19 protein-coding genes and 1 pseudogene are annotated in these 22,377 nt (G+C 49.3%); 12 read left to right on the forward strand and 8 right to left on the reverse strand.

The genetic code is table 11. The features are described from left to right. Window positions 1-42: 42 nt before the first annotated feature. The 3 genes from bioD to H6F90_RS02075 all read right to left on the reverse strand — a co-directional run bounded on the left by bioD (window position 43) and on the right by H6F90_RS02075 (window position 3,590). Complete coding sequence (bioD, locus tag H6F90_RS02065; protein WP_190549770.1) at window positions 43-771, reverse strand: dethiobiotin synthase; 729 nt, start codon at window positions 769-771, stop codon at window positions 43-45. A 125-nt stretch (window positions 772-896) separates the two neighbouring features. Continuing rightward, complete coding sequence (locus tag H6F90_RS02070) at window positions 897-2,930, reverse strand: serine/threonine-protein kinase (RefSeq protein ID WP_190549772.1); 2,034 nt, start codon at window positions 2,928-2,930, stop codon at window positions 897-899. Window positions 2,931-3,131: 201 nt separating this feature from the next. Next, window positions 3,132-3,590, reverse strand: a complete 459-nt coding sequence (locus H6F90_RS02075; protein ID WP_190549774.1) for a GatB/YqeY domain-containing protein — start codon at window positions 3,588-3,590, stop codon at window positions 3,132-3,134. Window positions 3,591-3,963: 373 nt separating this feature from the next. Between H6F90_RS02075 and H6F90_RS02080 the strand changes: the two genes are divergently transcribed. Continuing rightward, a complete protein-coding gene (locus H6F90_RS02080; RefSeq protein ID WP_190549776.1) occupies window positions 3,964-4,980 on the forward strand; it encodes a ribose-phosphate pyrophosphokinase in 1,017 nt (338 codons plus the stop codon). 87 nt (window positions 4,981-5,067) lie between these two features. Here H6F90_RS02080 and H6F90_RS02085 read toward each other — a convergent pair whose 3' ends face one another. The 3 genes from H6F90_RS02085 to H6F90_RS02095 all read right to left on the reverse strand — a co-directional run bounded on the left by H6F90_RS02085 (window position 5,068) and on the right by H6F90_RS02095 (window position 7,232). After that, window positions 5,068-5,520, reverse strand: a complete 453-nt coding sequence (locus H6F90_RS02085) for an NUDIX hydrolase (protein WP_190549778.1) — start codon at window positions 5,518-5,520, stop codon at window positions 5,068-5,070. A gap of 78 nt (window positions 5,521-5,598) precedes the next feature. Next, a complete protein-coding gene (locus H6F90_RS02090) occupies window positions 5,599-6,054 on the reverse strand; it encodes a DUF3531 family protein (RefSeq protein WP_190436075.1) in 456 nt (151 codons plus the stop codon). 194 nt (window positions 6,055-6,248) lie between these two features. After that, on the reverse strand, window positions 6,249-7,232 hold the full coding sequence (locus H6F90_RS02095) for a Sll0314/Alr1548 family TPR repeat-containing protein (protein WP_242024276.1): 984 nt from the start codon (window positions 7,230-7,232) through the stop codon (window positions 6,249-6,251). Window positions 7,233-7,687: 455 nt separating this feature from the next. Here H6F90_RS02095 and H6F90_RS02100 point away from each other — a divergent pair, with 455 nt between their 5' ends. The 11 genes from H6F90_RS02100 (at window position 7,688) to H6F90_RS02150 (ending at window position 20,724) form a co-directional block, all read left to right on the forward strand. Beyond that, on the forward strand, window positions 7,688-8,368 hold the full coding sequence (locus H6F90_RS02100; RefSeq protein ID WP_190436078.1) for an ABC transporter ATP-binding protein: 681 nt from the start codon (window positions 7,688-7,690) through the stop codon (window positions 8,366-8,368). Between the two features lie 5 nt (window positions 8,369-8,373). Further along, window positions 8,374-9,189: a 16S rRNA (guanine(527)-N(7))-methyltransferase RsmG gene (gene rsmG / locus H6F90_RS02105; protein WP_190549780.1), complete on the forward strand. Its 816-nt coding sequence runs from the start codon at window positions 8,374-8,376 to the stop codon at window positions 9,187-9,189. A 183-nt stretch (window positions 9,190-9,372) separates the two neighbouring features. After that, window positions 9,373-10,458, forward strand: coding sequence for an ABC transporter ATP-binding protein (locus H6F90_RS02110; RefSeq protein WP_190549782.1), 1,086 nt, complete (start codon window positions 9,373-9,375; stop codon window positions 10,456-10,458). Continuing rightward, window positions 10,458-11,240 (forward strand): ABC transporter permease, encoded by a 783-nt coding sequence (locus H6F90_RS02115; protein WP_190549784.1) that lies wholly within the window; start codon window positions 10,458-10,460, stop codon window positions 11,238-11,240. Before H6F90_RS02110 ends, H6F90_RS02115 begins: the two co-directional genes overlap by 1 nt. 90 nt (window positions 11,241-11,330) lie before the next feature. Then, a complete protein-coding gene (locus H6F90_RS02120; RefSeq protein WP_190549786.1) occupies window positions 11,331-13,007 on the forward strand; it encodes a Gldg family protein in 1,677 nt (558 codons plus the stop codon). A gap of 182 nt (window positions 13,008-13,189) precedes the next feature. Then, window positions 13,190-14,044, forward strand: coding sequence for a DUF4340 domain-containing protein (locus tag H6F90_RS02125; RefSeq protein WP_190549788.1), 855 nt, complete (start codon window positions 13,190-13,192; stop codon window positions 14,042-14,044). A gap of 93 nt (window positions 14,045-14,137) precedes the next feature. Next, the gene (gene purU, locus H6F90_RS02130) at window positions 14,138-14,992 is read left to right on the forward strand and encodes a formyltetrahydrofolate deformylase (RefSeq protein WP_190549790.1); all 855 of its coding nucleotides are present in this window, start codon (window positions 14,138-14,140) and stop codon (window positions 14,990-14,992) included. Window positions 14,993-15,416: 424 nt separating this feature from the next. Continuing rightward, window positions 15,417-17,735, forward strand: coding sequence for an ATP-binding protein (locus H6F90_RS02135; RefSeq protein ID WP_190549792.1), 2,319 nt, complete (start codon window positions 15,417-15,419; stop codon window positions 17,733-17,735). After that, the gene (locus H6F90_RS02140) at window positions 17,686-18,120 is read left to right on the forward strand and encodes a response regulator (RefSeq protein ID WP_370587925.1); all 435 of its coding nucleotides are present in this window, start codon (window positions 17,686-17,688) and stop codon (window positions 18,118-18,120) included. Before H6F90_RS02135 ends, H6F90_RS02140 begins: the two co-directional genes overlap by 50 nt. Before the next feature lie 27 nt (window positions 18,121-18,147). Next, window positions 18,148-19,314, forward strand: coding sequence for a hybrid sensor histidine kinase/response regulator (locus H6F90_RS02145; RefSeq protein WP_199295659.1), 1,167 nt, complete (start codon window positions 18,148-18,150; stop codon window positions 19,312-19,314). Between the two features lie 180 nt (window positions 19,315-19,494). Next, the gene (locus tag H6F90_RS02150) at window positions 19,495-20,724 is read left to right on the forward strand and encodes a M20 family metallopeptidase (RefSeq protein WP_190549797.1); all 1,230 of its coding nucleotides are present in this window, start codon (window positions 19,495-19,497) and stop codon (window positions 20,722-20,724) included. Between the two features lies 1 nt (window position 20,725). On the opposite strand, the gene H6F90_RS02155 is transcribed toward H6F90_RS02150, so the two are convergent. Both H6F90_RS02155 and H6F90_RS30490 read right to left on the reverse strand, forming a co-directional pair. Next, on the reverse strand, window positions 20,726-21,274 hold the full coding sequence (locus tag H6F90_RS02155) for a hypothetical protein (protein WP_190549799.1): 549 nt from the start codon (window positions 21,272-21,274) through the stop codon (window positions 20,726-20,728). A gap of 203 nt (window positions 21,275-21,477) precedes the next feature. Then, window positions 21,478-22,170 (reverse strand): annotated as a pseudogene (locus H6F90_RS30490) (IS1 family transposase); the annotation flags it as partial. Window positions 22,171-22,377: the final 207 nt, after the last annotated feature.

The raw sequence follows: 22,377 nt of genomic DNA on the forward strand, positions 1-22,377 counted from the left end.
CTGAGGAGCAATCCAGCTTGTAACAGTTCTTAGTGAGCTTAGTTAAGATGAAGCGCGATCGCCGACCGATAGAAAATCTTGTGGCGAGATGGCAATTGGCATCAGTCGTTCCAACTCCAAATTAGCGGCAACTTCCGTTAACTGCGCTAAATCGATGGCATCTATTAAATGGGGGATCACGCCTAACACTGGCACATTCGTTAAAGACTGAATCAAATCTCTGGGTGCCCAATCCTCGATCTCCTGCTCGGTGCGAGGTTGGGTACAGTTCAGCACAATGCCTTTGAGGTGCACCCGCGCTTGACGCGCTAAAGCAACATTAGCGACTGCTTGAGCGATCGCCCCTAAGCGCACAGGCACCACCAACACAGTCGGCAACCGCCAATCCCAAGCCAAATCTGCCACTGTGGTTTCGTGAGTAACTGGAGAACCCAAACCACCGAGCGATTCTACTAACACCCAATCTCGCTGTTGTCGGAGCGTTTCCAAACCTTTCCAAGCCAGTTCTAGCTCGATCTTGCGCCCTTCGCGATCGGCTGCCAGCGGTGGCGCTAAAGGAGCTTGAAAGTAAAGCGGGGTAATTTCGTCTATAGACTGATTCAGGTTGAAAAGGCGCAGATAGAGTTCGCGATCGCCCAGCCCTGACTGAATTGGTTTCATAATCCCTAAACTGCGGGCAGAGCAGTAAGTCTGCCAGTAAGCAGCAAGAGCCGTCGTCAAGACAGTTTTACCCGCGTCTGTATCAGTTCCAGCAATGAGTAGTGCGTTCAAGGGGAGTGGAATGGTATCTGTTAGATTACGAAGTCACGACCGTCTCAAACTATACTTTACCGTTCTTCCTCACATCAGTTAGGTTGAGCTGTGAATCCCATCATCGTGACTATAGCTGACCATAGCTATGGAGAGGGTTCCTGATTCTGGGCGCTAATATTTAGCGTGAAGCTAGTATCGCGAGCCGCAATCACATCAATTTGGTAATCCCCATCCGTTGGCAGCTGCGATTGCCACGAAACAACTCCAGAAGCATCCTCTACCAACCGACCATCTGGATAGCGGATGTCGAGTGTAGCAGCGCCATCCGTGATTTCTACGTTGAGTACTTGTCCTGCTTGAGCGGTGACTAAATAACGCTTGATTGTCGTGGGGTTAGTCTGACCAGATACTTGGGTCTCTGTTGCACCTGCAGGAAAACTGACTCGCTCGACATCAACCGCACCCGGTGTAGGGCTAGGAGTAGGCGTCGGGCTAGGCGTCGGGCTAGGCGTCGGACTCGAAGTTGGAGTTGGCTCAACAGGACTCTCTAAGTTCAACTCCAATTTATAATCTGCCTGAGCAATCCCTCGCACCGGACTGAGTTGAATATAGTAGTCTCCGGTATAGGGCAACGCTCCTTCCCAAGCGGAGACACGCTTAGCGCGATTGTTGACAGGGTTTTGATCCGGAGCGAGCACCGTCATTAAAATTCCTTCACCACCCAAATAAGCACTTAGGGTTTGGTCCTGCTGCCCTGGCACGATGTAACTAATGGTCTCGTTAGCTTTCAACCCGCCTTCAACTGTATTTTGTTCGCCAGGAGTAACATTCAGCCGCTGGCTAAATTGAACTGGACTAGGGCTGGGTGTTGGCGTCGGACTAGGGGTAGGACTAGGGGTGGGACTAGGACTAGGAGTAGAGCTAGAGGTGATAGTAACGGAAGGCGTTGGAGAAACAGAATCTCTTGGAGAGCGTAGTAAAGAAGTGACCAAAGCCCAAGAACCTAGCCCAGCGGCTAAGGCTAAAGCTGTTCCTACTGCTGCGATCGCCCAAGGATTTTCCCAAGACGGACCACTCGAAGGAGCGGGAATTACAGGATTGGTTCGGTTGGGATCACTATTGGGAGCGGGATTTACAGGGTCTGGGCGGCGACCTACGGCAACAGTGGCCACCTGAGACAAGTTGGGATTAGCCGGGGGCGAAGGCGTTTGAGGAGGCGTTTGAGGAGGCGTTTGAGGCGGAGGTGATGGTACTTGAGCCTGGACGGGAGGCGGCGGGGGTGATTGCGGTTGCCCAGGATAAGCAGGCGGAGGAGCTGGTGGAGAGACAACCGTGGGTTGAGTCAGAGCTTGTAGTGCTTGAACCACCTCAGCCACAGATTGATAGCGATCGCCCGGTTTATAACTCAACATTTGGTTCAAGATCTGAGCCAAGCCGGGACTGACCTTAGCCAAATCTTGCCAGTGCCAAGTCAGAGTACTTTCGTTGTAGAGTTCTTGTGGCTCCTTGCCCGTCAGCAAAACTATAGCCAGTACCGCCAAAGAATAGAGATCACTGCTGGGGTAAGCGCGGCCCGTCTGCATCTGTTCGCTGGGTGCGTAACCAAACTTACCAACTGTGGTAGGTTGCGGCACCGTCTCCGGAGACTGAATCCGGGTCGCCAAGTCTTTCACCACACCAAAATCAATCAAAACTGGCAGGTGGTCACTTTCTCGCAAAATCAAATTGTCAGGCGCAATGTCTCGGTGAATAATGCCTTTACTATGAATGTGAGCCAGTACAGGCAATATTTGCCGCAGCAATTGGATCACCTCTGACTCCGAGAAGGGATAACCCTGCGCCGTCCGCTCCTGAACCAACGTGCCATAGGTTTTGCCCTCAACATAGTCCTGAACTAAAAAGAGGCGCTGATCTTGTTCAAACGTGGCTCGAAATTGAGGTACCTGCGGGTGCTGAATTTGATACAGAATCGCCGCTTCTCGCTGAAACAATTCCTTGGATTTCTCCAAAGCGTAAGGACTCGACTGAGCCGGAATAAATTCCTTTAAGGCGCAGCGCTCATTAAAACGCCCTTGATCCTCCGCTAAATAAGTTCGGCCAAATCCACCTTGGCCCAAAATACTAACTAAGCGGTAGCGGTTTTGCAGAATAGTCCCGGCAGGAATTGGCGGTTGCATAGCGGGTTAGTTTGCTTTGAATTGATTGCAACAGGCACATCACGGACTCAGCTCACCAGAGGTAGAGCCACCAAAAATTAGCTGAGGGTGGCCCATAGCTATAATTGCGCCCGTAACTATGTTGTGACAAAGAGCCTACAGCTGAGTAGGTTTAGCTAGCAACTTTAGGGACACTCAAGCTAGCTGTGTTCCCACCACAGCTTATTCGCTCAACTTGGCTTTGACTAGAGCTTGAATCTTCTTGCCATCTGCCTGACCTTTGACTCGTTGTACGGCAGCTCCCATAACTTTGCCTAGGTCTTTCAGTGAAGTTGCTCCCACCTCTGTGATAATTTCATCAATGATCTTGCTTAACTCGTCATCTGAGAGTTGTGTCGGCAAGTACGCTTCTAGAATCGCCAGCTCTTGCGCTTCTTGATCCGCTAAGTCTGTCCGTCCTGCTTGCTGATATTGTTCGATAGAATCACGGCGTTGCTTGGCTTGTTGCAGCAGTAATTCTATTTCCTGGGCTTCTGTCAAATCTGTCTGCCCACTGGGTCTGAGACTGACTTCTTTTTCTAACAACGCCTTTTTAATACTGCGGATCGTTTCTAAGCGAAGTTTCTCCTTAGATTTCATTGCCGCTTTTATATCTTCACCAATGCGATCTTTCAAGCTCATAAGGCCATCCTCAGAAGAAATTTTTCGCCCTACTTAAAGTGGAGCTGTTTGCCCCTATTTCCCCAATAAACTAGGCAGAATTTTTCTCATAAATATGAATGAGAAATTTTGCCTAAACCAGCTAGGTGATCAATTTTAGCTTGCTTACTGACTGTTTGGCGGGGAAGTGAACACAGCCATTGCCTTCCACCGATCTGCAAGTTTCTCTGAAATTCTCATTAATCTGCGCATTGTTCAGCCAAAAATCGCTAGTTTGCCTCTCCACTCTTGTGCGACAATTCCTAGTCAGTTTCCACAAAAATTACTCTCCATAGCTACACCTAATTCAGGGAATTTTTGGAGGATGATTCTGGATCAGAATGATAATATTGCGATGAATGCGCTTCGGGGGCCTGTTGTGATCCGTTCTGCAACTTTGACTCTTCACCCAACTCTGCCGACTATTTCTGACAATAGTCGTCTGCGGTTGTTTTCCGGCTCTGCCAATGTACCGCTCTCTCAAGAAGTTGCTCGGTACTTGGGCATGGACCTAGGACCTATGGTCCGTAAACGGTTTGCCGATGGAGAACTTTATATCCAAATTCAGGAATCGATCCGAGGGTGTGATGTTTATCTAATTCAGCCGACGTGCCAGCCGGTTAACGATAACCTGATGGAATTACTGATCATGGTGGACGCTTGCCGACGAGCTTCGGCTCGGCAAATTACCGCTGTGATTCCTTACTATGGATACGCTAGAGCAGACCGTAAAACTGCGGGGCGAGAGTCTATTACAGCCAAGCTTGTAGCTAACTTAATTACTCAGGCTGGCGCAAATCGAATTCTAGCAATGGATTTGCACTCAGCTCAGATCCAAGGCTATTTCGACATTCCCTGTGACCATGTCTATGGTTCACCAGTGGTGTTTGACTATTTAGCTAGTAAGAATTTATCGGATATTGTTGTCGTTTCGCCAGATGTGGGTGGAGTCGCGCGGGCCCGAGCCTTTGCCAAAAAGCTCAATGATGCTCCACTTGCCATTATTGATAAGCGTCGTCAAGCTCATAATGTGGCAGAAGTGCTCAATGTGGTTGGGGACGTTGCTGGCAAGACTGCCATCTTGGTAGATGACATGATCGATACTGCGGGGACGATCTGTGAGGGAGCTCGCCTCCTGCGCAAGGAAGGGGCTCGTCAGGTTTATGCTTGTGCGACCCATGCTGTTTTCTCACCCCCGGCGATCGAGCGGCTATCCAGTGGCTTGTTTGAGGAAATCATTGTCACCAATACCATTCCAGTGCCTGACACAAGTCGCTTTGCGCAACTGACGGTACTCTCGGTGGCCAATATCTTGGGTGAGGCCATCTGGAGAATTCACGAAGACAGCTCACTCAGCAGTATGTTTCGGTAATGTATTAGCGTTCTAGTTTTGTATGTTAGGCGTAGCCATAACTTAAGTAGGGGCACCTCTTGTGGGTGCCCTTCATTTTTTAAAGCTTTAGAGGTAATCAAAAAACTGCTCTGGAACCAGGGTGAGTTCTCCAGATTTGAAGCGATCGCTCTCAATCCAAAGGGCTTTTTTCTGGCGATCGCCTTCGGCAAACATCAATTCATCCAGTTCATAGAATTTGGGATCAGCGAAGTCGCATTTGTAGAGCTGGATTAGCTCATGACCCGACTGGCCATTAAACACAAAGACGTTCTCTAGACAGCCCAAGTAACGAATGTTAGCTAGCTCTGCTTGGATTTCTTCCTGAAATTCTCGCTGCAAAGCGATCAGGCTGGTTTCACCAAAGTCTACGCCACCTCCCAAGGCTCGATAAAAAGTTTTTTGTTTCACTGGGTCGTATCCTTCCGAGACAAAGATGCGATCGCCTTTTCCAGCAGCAGCAGCCTGACGGTCTTGGATTAGCCCTAGCGCTAAAACGCGAATTTGATTGACTCCGTACATAGTTCTTAGAAGATGGGATGCAAAAGTTACGCCAAACCTAACTAGCAGAATTAACGGGGTGGCGTATGGGTTAGCTGATTAATTATCGTCGTATTCTGAGTACTCTCGTTTGCGGCTTTCGGGGATCGGCCAGTCTTCATTCTCTCCGCCAATAATCAGCGTTGTGATTTCTACGTAATCTTTGCTGAATTGCCGCAAGGAATTGATTAAAACATCTAGGGCGATCGCGTCACTGGTGCCTAAGTCAAACCAACAACGGGCCCAGTTGCTTTCGTACTCTACTTCCCCAATGTTGTGCATCAAGGCCATGAAGCTATCTTCAGCCGCATCCTGGTTGTAATTCATGTAGCTGATTTCTAGGCCAACATCTTGCACCTGGAGATTTTCGGCGTTAAACCCGCCTAATTTCCCTAGAAAAAACCAGGAGTTGATAATTTCTTCAACGTACTGTTTTTCTAGTTCAGAGGGGTTCAAGCTGAACTCTAGCCAAATCCAGACATTAAAGGGATCAAACTCCCGAAACTGTACTTGCATTTTGTTTGAAAACCGAATAATTGGGGCGTGGCTTAAGCGATCGCGAATCTGCAAGCTAAGCAATTTCAGAATACCGCAGCAGGTTTAGCTTCCTCTAGCGAGACAGCCATTTACCATCGCAGCCATCCCACAAAAAAGGTGCCAATGCGGCACCTCTAAAAGTTTGATTGAGCAATTTATTCAGCGATCGCGACCTATTTCTTTAGCTCAGTACTGCAATTGCGCTCTTTTTGATCAATGCGGAATTCAGTTCTACAGCGCTCATATGCGATTTGGTTTCGCAGTTGGCGAGGCAATTGAGCGGTTTTATCCAAGGCTTTGCGGAAAAATTCTAGGCTTTCCTGATTTTTACCCTGTTTAACGAGAACTTGGGCTTTGAGGTAGTACAGATCTGGGTTGTTAGGGGTCAGCTTCAAGGCTTGGTCAACAAACTCTAGCGCTTTCGTCGGTTGGTTCAGGTCTCGGTAGCCAATCGCAATCCCCCGATAAGCCAAATAACGAGGCTGGGCATATTTGTTCAATCGCTCTACCGCATCGGCTGGATTGGCAAAGGGGAGATTAACCGCCAGCATCAAATCCATAAAACCTTTCACTAAGTTAAGTTCTGGGTCTTGAGGACTGAGCTTTTCAGCCGCATTCAATGATTGAAAGACTCGTTGAAGTTTGTTCAGGGCTTGAGGAGTCCCTCGCACCGTACCTTCACGGGAGACGATATAAGCGCCTTCCATAAATTCGCCCACTGCCACGTACAAGTTGCCGCGTAGGGGGTCAGTTTTGCGTAGCTGCTCAGCGGTTTCGCGAGTCTTAGTGGCATTGGTTCGCAAGGCATTCCAATCTTTGTCCAGGTAAGCCAGTGACGCTTTCATGGCATAGCTGAGTGGCTCACTGGATTCAGCTTGAGATAAGTATTTTCTGGCAGCTTGGTAATCGCCCCGCTCAAAAATCGCTTTGAAGGCTGCTTCGGTATTCTTACCAATGGCATGCTGGTCAGTAGTACGGAAGGGGTCGCCCGCAAAAGCAGGACTGCCGCATAAGCTAAGGGCGATCGCCGCAGTACCCGCAACGGCAGAAACGAACCGCCGGGAGGCGGAAACGGGGCGGCTTTGGCGTTGCATCCTAGAGGAGCAGGGTGGGGCACTCGTCCCAACACTACTGGAAGCAATTGGCATGTTCGTCATAATGGAGCCTCTCAAAACGTTCCTCGAATTCGTTCTGCTTGCAAATGCTCTAGAGCCTCGGATGGCGCTCGATGAGTTGAAAATTTGCTCATCGCGGTTGATGCCAAAGGTCTAGAAGCATCCGGTTCAGGTGCGATCGCCTACCGATTAAGGGTTCAGCTAGCTGCATAAATTTGACGCAGTCATTCGGTTTGGGTTCCAGTTAGACTGGTCGATGGGTAGGCTAAATTTGTCACCGTTGAAACAAAATTATGACTACCTCGCTACAGGCCACGCCCCAGGTTTGCAACTTTCCTTCTCGTTAGACTAGCGACTGGCACAACTGACTTGACTTAACTTAGGTGGCAATTTCAGCGTCAGGACAGGCTCTAGCCAACGGCGATCGCTGTATCCTGACATTCATCGGCTGCTTTGCGCTTCTCTAGAAACCTTGCTCCTCGCTGGTAACATCGTTAATGCTCTATCTCAAAAACCTGATCTATCATCCGACTGCTACCCCGACCGCCATCCTCAAATCAATCAATTTGGAGCTAGCGCCTCAGCAAATGGGCTTGATCATCGGCCCCAGCGGTTCAGGAAAAAGCACCCTCCTGGAAATTCTAGCGGGGTTGGCGGAAAAAACTTCAGGTGACATCCTATGGCGAGAGCAGGAACTGACTCCAGCCCATCTCCAGCAACTGGGTGGTCTTGTCTTCCAGTTCCCGGAGCGACATTTTTGCGGTGCCACAATTCTAGAAGAGCTGCGCCTTGGCCACCCAGAACTAGGGACAGAAAAGGTAAATCAGGCTTTAACAGAAGTGGGGTTGGGGCACTTATCGCTACAAACATCGCCTCATTCCCTGAGTGGTGGACAACAGCGACGCTTAGCCTTGGCGGTACAGTTGATTCGCCAACCCTATTTATTACTATTAGATGAGCCAACGGCAGGGTTAGATTGGTCTATGCGACGGCAGTTGGTCAATTTATTGGCTCGCCTCAAAGACCACTGGAGTTTGTTGATCGTGACCCACGATGCGGGTGACTTGCTAGCGATCGCTGATCGCTGTTGGACTCTCAACCACGGCGAGTTGCAGTCTGTCGATCCCCAAGTGCTAGAAATGAATGCGAAGCAACCTCAATCTGTTGTCCAAAGTTAACTTTAATGTTGGATCTTGAAACCGTGAACCTGCCAGAAATGATCGCTGTTTGGCAAAAAACCCTCCACTGGCAGCCCACCTCGCACCAGCAACAACAGTTACAGCGGCTTTACGAACTCGTTCTAGAGGGCAACCGTCAGTTAAACCTCACCCGCATTACCGAGCCAAGTGAGTTTTGGGAAAAGCACTTGTGGGACTCGTTGCGAGGCATAGCACCATTCTTCAAGCAGGAAGGAGGAGGGACGAAGGAGGAAGAGGAGCCAAATTCATCCTTCATCCCACCCTACGGAAGTGGCGAGGGCGTGCATCCTTCAGCCTTTCGCGTAATCGACATTGGTACAGGTGGTGGTTTTCCTGGTATTCCGGCAGCGATCGCCTGTCCTGACTGGCAAGTGACACTGCTAGATTCGACTCAAAAAAAGGTTACTTTTCTGCAAACTCTGGCAACCACGTTAGGGCTGGAAAATATCACCACTTTAGTAGACCGCGCCGAACAGGTCGGGCAGTTGCCTGAGCACCGGGAAGCTTACGATTTAGCCCTGATTCGAGCAGTAGGGCCAGCTTCTGTTTGTGCTGAGTACGCCTTACCACTGTTGAAGCTGGAAGGACAAGCCGTGCTCTATCGTGGTCAGTGGACTCCTGAGGAAACCGAAGCATTACGTCCAGCGGTGGCTCAGTTGGGTGGCGCGATCACCGCGATCGAAGAATGCAGCACCCCCGTTAGCCAAGGGATGCGGCACTGTCTCTACTTACGCAAAGTGGCTCCCACCCCTAGTGAATTTCCACGGGCGATCGGAGTGCCAGCAAAGCAGCCCTTATAGATTAAGTTGGCGATGAATTGCAGTTAATCCCAGATTTTGGTATCCTGCCAGACTGCAAGGCGCATTGCTTTTTGGGGTGAGTTGAAAGCGTGGCCTGTAAGTTAAAGCTGAGTTGAGTTAGGAAATTGTTGCCACGTATCAGGGTAACTGTCGGAATGAACAACTCCTGGGAGTGAAGTTTGCATGATTGAAGTTGAACAGTTGAGCAAGGTTTATGGCTCAACCCCTGCGATTCAAGATGTGACATTTGCGGTAGAACCAGGGGAAATCTTGGGTTTTTTGGGGCCAAACGGGGCTGGAAAAACCACCACCATGCGGATTCTGACTGGATACTTACCTGCAACGAGTGGCAGTGCGCGAGTCGCAGGCTACGATGTCCACGAAGATTCGATGGCGGTGAGGCAACGCATTGGTTATCTACCCGAAACGCCGCCGCTCTATCCAGAAATGACGGTGGAGGGGTTTCTCTATTTTGTGGCTCGAATTAAAGGCGTGAGTGCGGGCGATCGCTCCCGACAAGTCCAATCAGCTCTAGAGCGTTGCAGCTTGGTTGAAAAACGCAAAACCTTAATTCGTAAGCTATCTAAAGGCTTTCGCCAACGAGTAGGCATTGCCCAGGCGATCGTGCATGATCCCCCGGCGATTATTTTAGATGAACCGACTGTGGGCTTAGATCCGCGCCAAATTATTGAAGTTCGTAACTTAATTAAGAACTTAGCCGGGACTCATACAGTAATTCTCTCCACGCATATCTTGCCTGAGGTCAGCATGACCTGTAACCGAGTCGCCATCATCAATCGCGGGCGAGTCGTAGCAACGAACAGCCCGGAAAATCTGATGGCGCAACTCAATGCGGGGTCAGGGTATGAGCTAGACGTGGACGGCGATGTCAGCACTGTGGAACAACTAGTGCAACCCATTCCCGGTGTGCGCTTGGTAGAGCCGATGCAAATCGAAGAAGTAACAGACCAGGCATTCACGCCTCAGCGCTGTCGGGTGCGAGTAGTAGCTGAAGCTGATAGCGATCCAGGTCGGGATATTGCCGCTGCTGTCGTGGGGGGAGGTTTAGGTCTCTACGAAATGCGCCGGACTAAGGCCAGCCTAGAGGATGTGTTCTTGCAATTGACGATGACCGAAGAAAAAGCTTTAGAGTCGAGTGCAGAGACTGAGTTGAGCGCTGAGGCGGAAGTGGAATCAGTCATTGAAGACGCGCCTGGAGCACCAACTGCTGTCGTGTCTGAGTCAGCAGAGTCGGAGGAAGAAGCATAATGCGGGTGATTCTCAGCAATATTGTGGCGATTTATCGCAAAGAGTTGCAGGGGTACTTTGCCTCTCCCTTGGCTTATGCGATCGCGGGTGTGTTTTGGCTTTTATCTGGCTTTTTCTTTGTGATTGCCTTGCAAGACACCCTGCAAACTGCCGCCGCTGCGGACCAAATTGGGCAACCCTTTGATGCGGCTTATGCCCTAATTCAAGCTTTTTTGGGCTTGATGGGAGTTTTGTCTTTGTTTATTTTGCCAATTCTCTCGATGGGGCTTTACGCCGAGGAACGCAAGCGGGGCACCTTGGAACTGCTAGCCACCTCTCCCGTAACCAACTGGGTGGTCTCCTTAGGCAAGCTGCTAGGAGTTCTCACTTTCTTCATCACCTTAGTGTTGCCCTTGCTAGTTTACGAAACGATTACTTTAAGTGCTGCGAATCCTCCCTTAAATCCCACGCTATTGTTAACTGGCTACGGTGGCTTGATTCTAATGGCCGCAGCAGTTTTATCTTTGGGCATGTTTCTGTCTTCGTTGACTGAGAGCAGCATTTTGGCGGCAATTTTGACGTTTGCCCTCGTTTTACTTCTCTGGTCGATCCAGGCGATCGCCACAGTAGTGGGGGGGCCTGTGGGTGACGCCATCGGGCACTTATCGCTGCTGAAGCACTACGGCGATCTGGTTCGCGGTGTAGTGAATACCAGCGGCTTAATTTTGTTCGTGAGCTACATTATTTTGGGCCTGTTTTTGACTGCCCAGTCTATTGAAGCGCTCAGATTCCAGCGCTCTTAATCTAGCCATTGCACCCGCGTCCACGCTGAGTGGGTCACTGGCTAAAGCCACTTGCAAGTACTATCCCTGTTAAGGGTTGAGTAGAAGTCGATGAAACAAATTCCTACCACCTGGAAATCGTTCAAGCAATCTTGGCAATGGCTCTTCTGGGCTGGGCCAGTGCTGGTAGTTATAGGCTTATCCGCCGGAGCTGTGTCTGGCAATTGGGGTAGCATTCCGGTCGGTCTGACCGTTGCTGGCATTGTGTTGATTGGGGTCTGGCTGCTGCTGCAAAGCCAACCTGGCTCTGGCTTTTGGGGCCGCCGCTCAACTCAAGCCAGCACCAATGCGCTCCTCTCCACGCTGGCCGTTATCGTCATCCTAGGTTTGATTAATTTCCTGGGAGTCCGCTATGCCAATCAAGTTGACCTGACCGAAAATCAACTTTACACCCTTGCTCCTCAGTCACAGGGTATCTTGAGGCGCTTACCCCAACCTGTGAAAGTTTGGGTGTTTATGGACCCCAATAGCCCTAATCCAAATTCTGGCCCGACTCAAGCTTTGCTAGACCAATACAAGCGCCAGTCAAGGCAGTTTAATTTTGAGATGGTTGATCCGCAAGCTCAACCAGGTTTGGCGCAATCTTTTGGTATTCAGGATATTGGCGATGTCTATATTGAGGCAGGCCAAAAACGCCGTTTTCTCCAGAACCTTAAGAGTGAGCGGTTGTCAGAGGGCCGACTGACTAATGCAATTGAGCAGATTACGAGCGATCGCCAAGCCAAAATCTACTTTCTGCAAGGTCACGGAGAGTCGTCTTTGGATGGGGGTCAAAGGGGTTTAGCTCAAGCCAAAGCTTTGTTGCAAGAGAAAAACTTCATCAGTGAACCGCTGAACTTGGTCGAGCAACCTGCTGTGCCTGAAGATGCAGCGGCAGTTGTGGTGGCTGGCCCCAAGCAAGCTTTGTTTGACAAGGAAGTTAGGGAGCTGAGCGCTTATTTGCAGCAAGGGGGCAGTGTGCTGCTGATGATTGATCCCAATGTAGACCCGAAGTTAGAGGGCTTACTCAAAAATTGGGGTGTGACGCTAGGCAACCGAATTGCGATCAATGCTTCGGCTCAGCAAATCGCTGAATTAGGCCCGACCGCTTCCGTGGTTAATCAGTATGGCGATCACCCGATTACTAAGGATTTTGGCAATCGCTATTCGATTTATCCGATCGCAAGACCGATTCAAACGACTCCTGTTTCTGGGGTGCAGGAAACGCCTTTGTTGGTCACGAGTCCTCAGAGTTGGGCGGAAAGTGACCTGAAAAATCAAAACTTGGAGTTTAATCCGGAGCGCGATCGCCAAGGGCCGTTGGTGTTGGGTGTGGCGCTAAGCAAGGCGGCTCAGGCTACGGGATCTGCTCAGGCTTCTCCCTCACCTAGCCCATCTGCTAGCCCGTCTGTTTCTTCTTCTGCTAGTCCCAGTCCTAGCCCTAGTCCTACACCAACTACTGAGGCTAACAAAACGCTATCTGAATCTCGTCTGGTTGTGGTGGGTAATTCTAGTTTTGCTACGGATGGTTTGTTTGGTCAGCAGTTAAATGGGGATGTTTTCCTGAATTCGGTAAGCTGGCTGAGCAAGCGGGATGACCAGGTTCTATCGATTCGTCCGAAGGAGGACAAGAACCGCCGAATTACGATGACGGCGCAGCAGGCGAATTTGGTGGGTTGGTTGTCGCTGGCCGTGTTGCCTTTGTTGGGTTTTGGGACTGCTGGGGTGATGTGGTGGCGACGCCGCTAGAATCCGAGCCTTAGGGCACTCGCCCCAAACCCCCTCTGAGGGACGGTTGCGTCCCTCAGACTCCCTCCAAAAGTGAATTCAGAGCACTATGGAACTCTGGTGAGGGGAATGATCTTGCGGCGATCCAAAATCTAAAATCCAAGGTCGAAGATGGCATTACGAGGTGAGCGGTCAATACAAGTATGAAGCTGAATTCGAAAACTTTGATTTTGCTCTTACTGGCCTGCGGGTTGGGGGGCTTTGTCTATTTTTATGAGATTCGTGGGGGTGGCAAGGGCCAAGAGCAGCAAGTGCAAGGGTCGGGGCAGCGAATTTTTGCTTTTGAGGAGTCTCAGGTTCAAGCTTTGACGCTAATAACATCGGGGCAAAGGTTGGAGTTTGTCAAAGCTCCTACTCCTGAAGCAAAGGCTGGTGTGTCTCCATCTCCAGGGAAGCAGACTGAACAAGCTAGAGAAAAACCGACGGAGAAGCAATCTGAATCTAAGCAACCTCAGTCTCAGTGGTTGTTGAAGGCTCCGGAGGAGGGTCCAGCGAATGATGCTTCGGTAGCTTTCTTGCTGAGTTTGCTGGCAACGGGAAGGAGCGATCGCACGATTAAAGCGCCTCTCACTCAGAAAGCGGATTTTGGTTTAGACCAACCCACGGCGACGATTGAGCTGAAGCTGAATGATCAGAAAACTCACCGTTTTGTTTTGGGTAAACCTGACTTTAATCAGAGCTTTTGGTACGCTCAAGCTGATCCAGCGACTTCAGGAACGCCAGAGTTATCGGTTTTGTTGGTGTCTCCAGACTTTAACAATGCTGTGAGTCGTCCACTGTCGGAGTGGAAAGCAGCACCCGAAGCTCCTACTCCAGCTCTATCTACCTCTCCCTCTCCCTCGGCGGAGAATGCGGCTCCTAGCCCTGAGCCTGCTCCAGAAGAGGCTAGCTCTAGCCCTGAATCCCCTCCTCCGGCGGACAATGCCAGTCCAAGTTCCAACTCGTCAGCAAGCCCTGAGCCTGGCACTTCGTCTACTCCTGCGCCTCCAGCAGAATAAGCTGTTGAGCGTTCTATTTCGGTGATGATGAAGGGGTGAGCTTTGGTTTGCCCCTTTTCGTTATGCGTCTAAATCATTCAGTCCGAGTTTGATATGACTAGCCCTACCGCAACCCTTTTAGTCTCCTGTCCTGACCAGAGGGGACTTGTCGCAAAAATCGCCAATTTTATTTATGCCAATGGCGGCAATATTATTCATGCGGATCAGCACACCGATTTTGAGGCAGGGCTATTTCTGACACGGATTGAGTGGCAGCTCGAAGGATTTAATTTGCCGCGTGATCTGATTGGGCCTGCTTTCAATGCGATCGCTCAGCCTCTACAAGCAAATTGGCGATTACACTTTTCGGATGCGGTGCCTCGGATTGCCATTTGGGTCAGCCGCCAAGACCATTGCTTATTTGATTTAATTTGGCGACAACGGGCTCAAGAGTTTGCTGCCGAAGTTCCGTTGATTATTAGCAATCATCCAGATTTGGGGGCGATCGCCAAACAATTTGGCATTGATTATCACCATATTCCTATCAATAAAGAGAATAAGGCTGAGCAAGAAGCCAAGCAGCTAGCTCTACTTCAGCAGTACCGCATTGAGTTAGTGGTGCTGGCTAAATACATGCAAGTTTTGAGTGCTGACTTTATTGCTAATTTTCCTCAAGTAATTAATATCCATCACTCTTTCTTGCCTGCTTTTGCGGGAGCAAATCCCTATCAGCGGGCTTATAAGCGTGGGGTCAAAATCATTGGCGCTACGTCTCATTACGTGACTGAAGACTTAGATGCAGGGCCAATTATTGAGCAGGATGTCGTGCGCGTCAGCCATCGCGATGAGGTTAATGATTTAATTCGCAAGGGCAAAGACTTGGAGCGTATAGTTTTAGCTAGAGCGGTGCGACTGCATCTCGAAAATCGGGTGTTGGTTTACAGCAATCGCACTGTCGTATTTGAGTAGAGTAATATTCCCAACAATATCGATTTACAGATATAAATCTCGAATTATTTCAAAGAGTTACTAATTAAATATTAAGTATTAGCAATATTGGCTGAGTATTTACTTTTTAATATTTCCTCCAGAATGTCAGTTTGATCATCGTGCTAAACTTTTGAACGCGCCTAGATTAGGGGAAGAAAGCACAGGCGATCGCACTAGCAATTTAATTTAAAGCTGCAACTTTATTGTTGTAACTGCAATGGCAAGAATAAAGGATTGCAGGAAAGGATTGGGATATCAGAATTTTCTTGTTAACTGATTCTCTGCTCAATTAATCATTCAAGACACACAAAGGTTTTTATTCATCGTGTGTCCACGGTCAGGCATTCGAGACTAGATTCACACCTTAACTTTGCGGCTTCCAGAGGCTGGAAGAGAATTATCTATGGTAGGCCCTTTACAAGCACAAGAGCTTCATCTCGCTTATTTGGAGCAAGCGCCGATTCAGTTTCATAATCAAATTCAGCCGCATGGAGTTCTGCTAGTTTTATCGGAACCAGACTTAAAAATTGTCCAAGTCACTAATAATACGCTGGCTGTATTTGGGATTACTCCTGAAAATGTTTTACAAAAAGCCTTAGATGAATTAATCGATCCATTTCAAGTAGAACGGATTAGGGCAGGGCTAGTAGATAGCAGCTTGGAGTTAATTAATCCGATTAAGATTTGGACGAAAAATCGGCAAAAAGGAGATGATTACTTTGTTTTTGATGGAGTTTTCCACCGGAGCGCTGATGGCTTTTTGATTCTGGAGTTAGAGCCTGCCCTTTCTCAAGAAAGTATTCCGTTTCTCAGCTTCTATCATTTGGCTAGAGCCTCGATTAACCAGCTAGAAGCGAATTCCAGTCTCCAAGACTTCTGTCAAACAATCGTCCAGGAAGTGCGGCAAGTCACTGGATTTGATCGAGTCATGCTCTACAAGTTTGACCATGACGGACATGGTGTGGTTCTAGCTGAAGAAAAGCTGGACCATTTAGAACCTTACTTGGGTCTGCATTATCCCGAATCCGATATTCCTAAGGCTGCCCGCAAGTTATTTGCCTCGAATTGGATTCGGATTATCCCCGATACTCATGCGGAGGCGATCGCTCTAGTCCCCGCGCAAAATCCAGAGACGCAGCGATCGCTCGACCTCACTTTCTCGATCCTCAGAAGTGCCTCCCCCTGTCATATCGAGTATCTCCACAACATGGGCGTGGGAGCATCTTTAACGATTTCGCTGATGAAAGACCAGAAACTTTGGGGGTTGATTGCTTGCCATCACCAATCTCCCAAGTATGTTTCTTACGAACTACGAAAAGCCTGTGAATTTTTAGGTCGCTTAATCTTTGCCGAAATCTCAGCGCGCGAAGAAACTGCCGATCACGACTACCGCATGAAGCTGACCTACGTGCAGTCAGCCTTGGTGGATTACATGTCCCAAGAAGAAAACTTTGTGGATGGATTGGTGAAGCACAATCCCAATCTACTGGACTTGGCAGGGGCGCAAGGAGCGGCCGTTTGCTTTGGCAGTAATTGCACATTAGTTGGGGAAACTCCCAAAGAAGAAGACCTCAACTTTTTGCTGCAATGGCTGAGGCAGCAAGTTCAGGAAGAAGTCTTTTACACCAATTCCCTCTCTGAGCTTTACCCAGATGCGGAGCGGTTCAAGAACGTAGCCAGCGGTCTACTAGCGATTCCAATTTCTCAACGAAATTACGTGTTGTGGTTCCGTCCGGAGGTGATTCAAACCGTTAATTGGGGCGGCGATCCCAATCAGCCATTTGCTGCAACTCAAACAGAGGGTACGGTACATCTGTCTCCCCGCAAATCTTTCGATCTGTGGAAAGAAACCGTGCGCTTGACCTCGCTGCCTTGGCACTCCGTAGAAGTGAATGCGGCGCTAGAACTGAGAAAAGCCATCATCAATATTGTGTTGCGCCAAGCTGATGAGTTAGCCCAACTGGCTCAAGACCTAGAACGCTCCAATGCTGAGCTGAAAAAGTTTGCGTATGTGGCCTCCCATGACTTGCAGGAACCGCTGAATCAAGTCGCCAACTATATGCAGCTGCTAGAACTGCGTTACAACGACAAGCTAGACGAAAACGCCAAGGAATTCATTGGCTTCGCCGTCGAAGGCGTGAGCTTGATGCAGACCTTAATTGACGACGTGCTAGCTTACTCCAAGGTCGATATCCAAGGCGTTGAGTTTGAACTCACCGAGGTAGAAACAGCCCTCGATCGCGCCCTCGCGAATGTCCGGGGTCGCATCGCTGCCAGTAACGCGGTGATTACTCAAGATCCGCTTCCGACCGTGATGGCCGACAGCACCCAACTGATGCAGCTCTTTCAGAATTTGGTCGGCAATGCCATCAAGTTCCGCAGTCAGAATCCTCCAGAAATCCATATTGGGGCGCAACGGCTAGAAGATGCTTGGTTATTCTCAGTCAAAGACAATGGCATTGGTCTTGATCCCAGGTTTAGCGATCGCATTTTCGTCATCTTCCAACGTCTTCATACGCGAGATGAATATGCGGGCACAGGCATGGGCTTGGCGATTTGCAAGAAAATTGTGGAGTGCCATCGTGGCCGAATTTGGGTGGAATCCCAACTAGGGCAGGGAGCAACATTCTACTTTACGATTCCAGTAGGGGGGCGCGATCGTGAGCGTAGAAGTGGACGAAAGGTACAAAACCATCTTTTTGGTCGAGGACAACAGAGCTGACATTCGCCTGATTGAAGAAGCACTCAAGAACAGCAATGTCCCGCATCAAGTCGTAGCAGTTCGCAACGGCATGGATGCGATGGCCTTTCTGCGGCAGGAGGGCGAGTATGTGGATGCACCTCGCCCCGACCTAATTCTGCTGGACTTGAACCTTCCTCGAAAAGATGGGCGGGAAGTCTTAGCGGAAATTAAAGCTGATCCCAATCTGAAACGGATTCCAGTTGTCGTTCTCACCACTTCTAAAAACGAGGAGGATATTTCTCAAAGCTATGACCTGCATGTGAATTGCTACATCACTAAATCCCGCAACCTCAGCCAGCTATTTCAGATCGTGAAAGGAATTGAAGAGTTCTGGCTAGGTACTGTCACACTGCCGCCGGGATGAAGTGGGGAAAGGAGCGGATCGCAATTCATGATTATGCCTGCAAGCGCCATCAAGGTCTTGTTAATTGAAGACAATCTCGCGGAAGCCAGACTGTTGCAGGAGATCTTGCGGGTACCTAAGTTCAAGCAATTTAGCTTACTGCACGTCAAGCGGTTGGCGGAGGCGCTAGTTCATCTCCAGCAAAACAGCTTTGATGCCATTTTGTTGGATCTAACTTTACCGGACAGTCAGGGTTTAGCGTCTTTGCCGCCTTTACTGGATCAAGCACCCAATTTACCGATTGTGGTCCTCACCAATACCAATGATGATGATCTGGCGATCGCGGCAGTGCGCCAAGGAGCCGAAGATTATTTAGTTAAGCGCCAGGTAAATGCCGAATTATTGGCGCGATCGCTCTGCTACGCCATTGAGCGCAAACAGGTTTCAGAAGCTTTACGCAAAGTCAACGAAGCCCTAGCAACGCAAGTACAAGAACGCACCGCTGAGTTGATGAAAGCGAAGGAACTCAACCAGTTGAAGTCGGAATTCGTTTCGATTTTGTCCCATGATTTCCGCAGTCCGCTCAATAGCATTTTGCTCTCCACAGGTCTATTGCAAAATAACCAAGACCAACTAACCGAGGAGAGAAGACTCACTCACTTTCAATTGATTCGCTCTGCCATTACCAACATGGCCCATCTACTCGACGAAGTTTCCTTAATTGGTAAAGCTGATTTAGGCCACCTTCAGTGTCAGCTCACCGCCTTAGACCTGGCTCCGTTTTGTCGCCAACTGTTTGAAGAACTGCGATTCAGTTCTCACGAGAAATACCAATTTCTCTTTACTCAGCAAAGCGAAATACCTCAAGCCCTTTGGGATGAGAATTTTTTACGACATATTTTGAGCAACCTCCTCTCAAACGCACTCAAATATTCGCCCGCCGGAGGTTTAGTGCAGTTCGAGTTGATTGGTCAAGAAACTACAGTCACCTTTCAGATTCAAGACCAAGGCATTGGTATCCCTCCCGAAGATCAGCCTCGCCTATTTGAGGCATTCTATCGGGCTAGAAATGTAGATAACATTCCTGGGACAGGTTTAGGACTGGCGATCGCGAAAAAATGTGTAGAAGCCCACGGCGGCCAAATTTCTGTACAGAGTGAAATGGGAATCGGCACCACATTCACGGTCAGATTACCCATTTGGAAAGCCGTGTGATTACCGGGAGATAGGTGGTAGGCGATCGCTACCCTTGCTACTTGAGGTTAAAAAGTGAGTAAATTCGCAACTTAGCTTCACGCTTTACTATGAAGACAGGATGGGCAACCTGAGTATTAACGCCTCCCAATCATTCCTGTCTATTTATCTTTGTAGTTCAGTCGCAAGCCACTCTGCCCTATGGTTTCTACTTCTTTAAGCCCACTCCCCGTCGATCAATCTCGGATTCGGCCAACTATTCAGTCGTTGCAACCCCAACTCGTTGAGTGGCGAAGACGACTACATCAGCGACCCGAACTAGGCTTTTGTGAGAAGCTAACAGCAGAGTTTGTGGCCCAAAAGCTGACTGAATGGGGTATTGAGCATCAAACTGAAATCGCCCAAACCGGAATCGTGGCCACGATCGCCTCTGACAAACCAGGCCCCGTCTTAGCGATTCGAGCCGATATGGATGCCCTGCCCATCCAAGAAGAAAATGAAGTGCCCTATCGATCGCAGCATGATGGCTTGATGCATGCCTGTGGTCATGATGGGCATACCGCGATCGCCCTAGGCACCGCTTACTACCTCTCTCAACATCGGGATAGCTTTGCGGGTACGGTGAAAATTATTTTTCAACCTGCCGAGGAAGGCCCAGGCGGCGCGAAGCCCATGATTGAGGCAGGGGTACTCCAGAACCCAGCCGTAGACGCGATCATTGGTTTACACCTGTGGAATAACTTACCCCTGGGAACAGTTGGTGTGAGAACTGGAGCCCTGATGGCAGCCGTGGAACTCTTTCGTTGCACCATTCAAGGTAGAGGCGGACATGGAGCCATTCCCCACCAAACTATAGACTCGATTGTAGTTAGTGCTCAAATCGTCAACGCTCTGCAAACAATTGTTGCCCGCAACGTCAACCCCATCGACTCCGCGGTGGTGACCGTGGGAGAACTTCATGCAGGCACCGCCACCAATGTAATCGCAGCTTCAGCCAGAATGAGCGGCACAGTGCGTTATTTCAATCCTGCCCTAACAGGCTTCTTCCATCAACGGATTGAACAGATTGTTGCAGGGATCTGCCAAAGTCATGGAGCCAGCTACGAGCTAAATTATCAATCTCTGTATCCGCCTGTGATTAATGATGGGGCGATCGCGGACCTTGTTCGTTCTGTCGCAGAGAATGTGGTCGAGGCAGAGGTAGGCATCGTCCCCGAATGCCAAACAATGGGAGGCGAAGACATGTCGTTCTTCTTGCAGCAAGTCCCTGGTTGCTACTTTTTCCTCGGCTCCGCCAATATTAATAAAGGCTTAGCCTACCCCCACCACCATCCCCGCTTCGACTTTGACGAAACCGCCCTAGGCATGGGGGTAGAAATTTTTGCCCGCTGCGTTGAAAAATTCTGTGTTCAGAACCGCAAACCAATTTAAGTTAGCGCTTGTAGTCCAAAGGGTCCACTGCTAGTAACAGGGCTTCTTTGGTTTTGGGAATCAGCAGATAAACTCGGCGATCGCCTACCACCAAATCTGTGGAACCATAGTCAGTTGCGTCTGTCACTCCTTGAGCCAGCCAATCATGGGCTTCATTCCAGTCGGGAAGCATCACCTGCAAAAACTCTTCCATGTAGTTCAGGCTCTGCGGTTTTCTCTTCTTGGTCAACGGTTTGTGGACCACTAAAACCGCATTAGAAACCAACTCTTTAGGCGTGACGTTTAGGCGCACCGTCGCCACCCCATCCTTCGACTTACCGATGAAAGCTGTCTCAGTTTTAGGTTCTAGCCGAAATCCTAGTTGCTCGAAATTTCCTTGCAGAGACACCAGCGTAACGCCCAAGTTAGAGTTCGCAGCCCAAGCGGCCCCAGGCATCCATAGCGCGATCGCCACCAACAAAGCCAGCCCAGTTGCGATCGCCCCTCGACTAATCCGCGCGATCGCCTGACTAAAACGATTTGCTAAACGTGAATTGAAAGTTTGAATCATGACAAACAAAATTTAGTGAGAGTATATTCTATTGTCTCATCGTTACATAAATACACAAAATAGTTATGCCTGTCTATTTCTATGACGTCCATGAAAACCCTTATGGGTGTTTCACGAATTTCTCGCGCATGGGTTTGAACCCGATGGCGATTGGTGGTTAACAAGTGAGCATTATTTTCAGGCGCAGAAATTTGGGTGGTGCATCAAAAGATGGTGGGATAGGTAACAAGATCATGCCAAGTCCACGGCTTTTGGCTTAATCCTACACATTGCGCTGCTGTCGTCTGCAAGCGACTATGCTGCCAAATCCAGTTGAAATAACTCACTAATAAGCGCGTGGTCACCTTCATTTGCTCCCAGACCTTGCCAAACTTGTTCTGTCTCCGGTGCCTAAGCCTCCGGTACGCTTCGCGAACGTCCAGTTTGTTGTCTGACAATGCCATTCATTCTCTCTAAGCGTTGGGTCTTGTCCTTGCCGATATAATGCACAATTTCTGGCGGTAAGACTCGCTCGTAACCACCCCAATCGTCACTGTTAAATCGTTTGCAGGCTGTTTTTCCTTCACTACTGACCACCAACTGCTCAATCAATTCATCGGTGTGTTTCCCAACTCTTGCTGCCAAGATTAATCCACTTGAATTCGCCAAACTGACTGCAATCCTACAATCTCCTGCCTCTAGCTCTTGTGGGAGACATTGCTTCTGTTTTTTGAAACGAATGACCACAACTCATCCCTACTTACTTCCTCAGTTTGCACCGATTGAACCTCGGCGTTATGGACTAATTGAGCTTGCTGACTCGCAGCGCGAACAATATTGACGACTGTGTTGTATGCCAGTCCACTCGTCCAACTAATTCCCCTGAGACTGCTGCCTTCACTATGTGCTTGTAATAACCCTCATTCATCACTCTAGCGAGAGTAAGATCAACATAGATGCGCTTGCTTGAGGTGCCTGTGATGGTTGAACCTCGTCTCCCTCAATCCACAGCGATGAGGGCCAACACGAGCTCTTGACGCGGTTGCAGCAACATCCTGATTGGCAGAGGCGAAGGGATGGAAACGACGTTTCAACAACGTACAACTGCTGGTTCAACCCTTTAT

Source organism: Trichocoleus sp. FACHB-591, from assembly GCF_014695845.1.
In the GTDB taxonomy this organism is placed as follows: Bacteria; Cyanobacteriota; Cyanobacteriia; order FACHB-46; family FACHB-46; genus Trichocoleus.